Below are 3,741 nucleotides of genomic sequence, written 5' to 3' on the forward strand. Positions count from 1 at the left end.
GACCCTCGTCGTGACGAACATCGTCAGCCACAGCCTCTCCCAATCTTGCAGACGAGCAGACCTACCGGCATCCCATCAGTGACAACGCCGGCCCAACCGCAACCGAGCGCGATGGCCCTCATCTTTGCAGGTTCTGGCCGCTGTCAGTGGGACCCGCTGATGCTCAATGATCTGGAAATCAGTGGGGAATGCTCTGGACCGTGGCGATGGAAAGTGCGGCTGACCAGGTATCGCGAACCGCACACAGAGAGCAGTTCACTGACTGCGGCAGACGAGGTCACGAACTCGACAGGGTTCGTGGCCTCGTTTTCATTCGCCAGGCGCGGGGGCGCGGGACCTCTCGACCGACGTCGCCGGACCCGACGCCAACCCGGAGTGGGTACGTTGGCCTGGCGCGCGATGAGTTTCTCGGACGCGGGGAGTCTCAACCTCTGCATCCATCGTCAAGAGGGCAGGAGAACCGAGTGACACAGCTACTGCGAGTTCAGAACTTCAACGTCTCGAGTGACGGAATCGGTGCCGGTGAGCACCAAAGCCTCGAGAGTCCGTTCGGCCTCGACCCCGGGAAGATGTTCGCCTGGGCCGGCGCTACTGCCAGCTGGCCCATGCGCACCGACCCCGGCGGAAGCCGCGGGCTCGACGACTACTTCACCCGTGACTACGCACGCAACATCGGTGCCGAGATCATGGGCCGCAACAAGTTCAGTCCCCACCGCGGGCCCTGGAACGACCTCGAGTGGCGTGGCTGGTGGGGGGACGAGCCCCCGTTCCGCACCCCGGTGTTCGTCATGACCCACCACGAACGCCCCTCCTTCACCCTCTCCGACACCACGTTCCACTTCGTCGACGGCGACCCTGCCGACGTCCTCGAGCAGGCACGCGAGGCGGCCCAGGGCAAGGACGTCCGGCTCGGCGGCGGGGTCACCACCATCCGGGAGTTCCTCGACGCCGACCTCGTCGACGCCATGCACGTGGCGGTCTCTCCCGTGCAACTCGGTTCCGGACTGCGACTCTGGGAGTCACCCGACGAGCTACTCGACCGATTCCACCTCGAGGTCGTCCCCAGCCCGAGCGGCGTTGCCCACCACCTGTTCTGGCGAAAGTGATTCCGAGGGGCCAGCGGGCGCGCGGGCATCGGGAGACCTCGGCCGGGAGCACCTTGGGAGCGCGCTCGAGCGGAGGTTGCGACTTCAACCGGTGTTCTAGCGACTGGGCCGACTGAACGGAGGGGCGAAGCCTGACCAGGCCGTGTTCTGGTCGTAGTAGATGTCGGTCAGGTCCACGCCGGTCAGTTTCGCGCCGGTCAGATTCGTGCCGGTCAGGTTCGCTCCGTACAGGTCGGCGTCGGTCAGGTCCGCGCCGGACAGGTCGGCGTCGGTCAGGTTCGCGCCGGCCAGGTTCGCGCCGGACATCGCCGCGCCATAGAGGTCGGCGTCGGTCAGGTCCGTGACGGTCAGGTCCGTGCCGGTCAAGTTCGCGCCGTACAGGTTCGCGTCGTTCAGGTGTGCGCCAGACACACAGGTGTTTGCGAGGTCGATCGGATTGGGTCCGTCTCTGGTCGCGTCGCGTCGGCCGATCACCGTGACGGCAGCCTGGCTGTCCACCGCGAGCATCCGACCGGGATTGGTTCGCTGCGAGCATTCGGACGTAGCTGGGGCATGGGTGCGGACGAAGGCGCCGAGGACCTCGAACACGGTGGGGTGATCTGTCGGGGAGTCTCGGGCAAGGCGCTCCAGGGAGTAGATGCCGCCCAAACGAACGTCCATGTTGTCCGAGCCGATTTGTTCTGTCGCCTTGGAGAACCTGTCGGTGACCTGCCCCTGCTCGGACAGTCCGTATTGATTCTCGGTAGCACTCAAGGAGTGGCCCGTAAACCAGAGTGCCGCAACGGCGGCGGCCGCCGTGGCCAGAGAGGCGACCTTCGGCCAGCCGTCCCAGGCGAACAGCTCGAGCAAGAAGCGCCGGAACTGCCAGATCCGCCTCTGCCACCGCCGTTGCGGTGGCGGCCTGTTCAACCGAATGCCACTGTGCGAGCGGCTCACGGCACCAGCAGCCGAGGCGCGGCGAGATTGCCGCGGCGACGGGGAGCCGGAACTCATGTCTTCATCATTCAGGCCCCATTCGGTCCACGTGACGCCTTTGCCCAGTTACATGTCCGGCGCGACCACCGACGAGAAACCCTCAACTCCGAAGGGACGCGCTCAGCGCCGCTGACCCTTACCGCGCGTGGACGGACCGCACGCCGGTCGGACTTCGTCCGCCGTCGACAACTCCCCGGCGCCGACGGGCGCAAGATAACGTTTTTATAACTGTACCTATCAATGACTCGGTGAACCCCCATACTTCCGAGGCAGTGTCGCGCGCCACACTGCCCGAGAAGAAGCAGGAGACGCCGATGACAGTCGTGGACACCGAGGGGCTCGAACCGACGAATGCCGGTCAGTCGACGTCGACTCCCCCGCCCCGGGCGTTCGCCGCGCGCCTGGCGATGGCGAACCTGGGCCTGTCCATGGCACTGATCACGCCGGTGGTCGTCACCATGCAGCTGCGCATCGAACACCTCGACCCGGACCACAAGGAAAGAACCCTCGGCCTCGTCCTCGGCATCGGCGCGCTCCTGGCGCTCATCGGCAACCCGCTCGCCGGCCGGCTCTCGGACCGGACCTCGTCGCGATTCGGCCGCCGCCGGCCGTGGCTGATCGGCGGAGCCCTGGTGGGCACCGCCGGCCTGACGGTCGTCGCGACGGTGCCGTCGATCGCGGGGGTGATCGTCGGATGGTGCCTGGCCCAGCTGGCGTTCAACGCCGTCATGGCCGCACTGACGGCCACCATCCCCGATCACGTGCCGCCGGAACAACGCGGACTCGCCTCGGGCGCAATGGGCTTCAGCCAGATCATGGCGATCGTCGTCGGCGTCCTGCTCGCCACCGCGCTGCCCGGCCCCGCGAAGTTCCTGGTGCCGGCCGCGATCGGCGTGGTCCTGATCACCGCCTTCGCCGTGACCCTGCCCGATCCGCAGGTGCCCGCCCCGCGCGAGCCGTTCTCCTTCCGGATGTTCGCGGGCAGCTTCTGGGTCAATCCGCGGCGCCACCCGGACTTCGGCTACGCCTGGCTCACCCGGTTCCTCGTCATGCTCGGCGTCGCGATGCCGATGTCGTTCCTGCTGTTCTTCCTCCAGGACCGGATCGGCATGTCCAGCGAAGAGGCCGCCGCCGGGGTCGCGACGCTGGTCGGCACGAGCTATGCACTCACCGCGCTGATGTCCGGGCTGGGCGGTTGGATCTCCGACAAGGTCGCGCGCCGCAAGGCATTCGTGATCGGGTCGGCACTGACCATGTCCGCCGGCCTGGCCCTGCTGGCCACGGCAAGCACCTTCACCATGGTGATCGTCGCCGAACTCGTCATCGGCCTCGGCACGGGACTGTTCTTCGCGGTGGACATGGCGTTGGTCACCCAGGTGCTGCCGGACCCGCGGACGGCGGCGAAGGACCTCGGCGTCATCAACATCGCGAACGCGTTGCCGCAGTCGCTTGCGCCGGCCATCGCGCCGCTGTTCCTCGCGATCGGACCCGAGAAGAACTACCCGCTGCTGTTCACCTTCGCCGCGCTGTCTGCGCTGGTCGGAGCCGTCCTGGTCACGCGGATCAAGGGAGTCAACTGACGGTCCCGGCCGGGCGGCCCGGCTGCCGGGCCGCCGCCGGGCCCTCGGCCCCGGTCACCGCCCGCGGCGCGGCCCCACCG

At 67.5% G+C, this 3,741-nt stretch carries 3 protein-coding genes; 2 read left to right on the forward strand and 1 reads right to left on the reverse strand.

All coding sequences use genetic code 11. The annotated features are described in order from the left end of the window. The first annotated feature begins 464 nt into the window (after positions 1-464). Positions 465-1,106 (forward strand): dihydrofolate reductase family protein, encoded by a 642-nt coding sequence (locus AC1DWC_RS26560; protein WP_477912864.1) that lies wholly within the window; start codon positions 465-467, stop codon positions 1,104-1,106. 96 nt (positions 1,107-1,202) lie between these two features. Here the strand turns inward: AC1DWC_RS26560 and AC1DWC_RS26565 are convergent, their stop codons facing one another. Further along, entirely contained in the window at positions 1,203-1,766 is a 564-nt protein-coding gene (locus tag AC1DWC_RS26565; RefSeq protein ID WP_477912866.1) for a pentapeptide repeat-containing protein, read from the reverse strand. 629 nt (positions 1,767-2,395) lie between these two features. Between AC1DWC_RS26565 and AC1DWC_RS26570 the strand changes: the two genes are divergently transcribed. Further along, complete coding sequence (locus AC1DWC_RS26570; protein WP_477839905.1) at positions 2,396-3,661, forward strand: MFS transporter; 1,266 nt, start codon at positions 2,396-2,398, stop codon at positions 3,659-3,661. The last annotated feature ends 80 nt before the right edge of the window (positions 3,662-3,741 follow it).

The organism is Rhodococcus sp. P4_C10 (assembly GCF_056402135.1).

Coding starts and splice junctions, on each gene's coding strand:
- AC1DWC_RS26570 (WP_477839905.1), top strand. CDS start 2,396: ATGACAGTCGTGGACACCGAGGGGCTCGAACCGACGAATGCCGGTCAG.
- AC1DWC_RS26565 (WP_477912866.1), bottom strand. CDS start 1,766: ATGGACGTTCGTTTGGGCGGCATCTACTCCCTGGAGCGCCTTGCCCGA.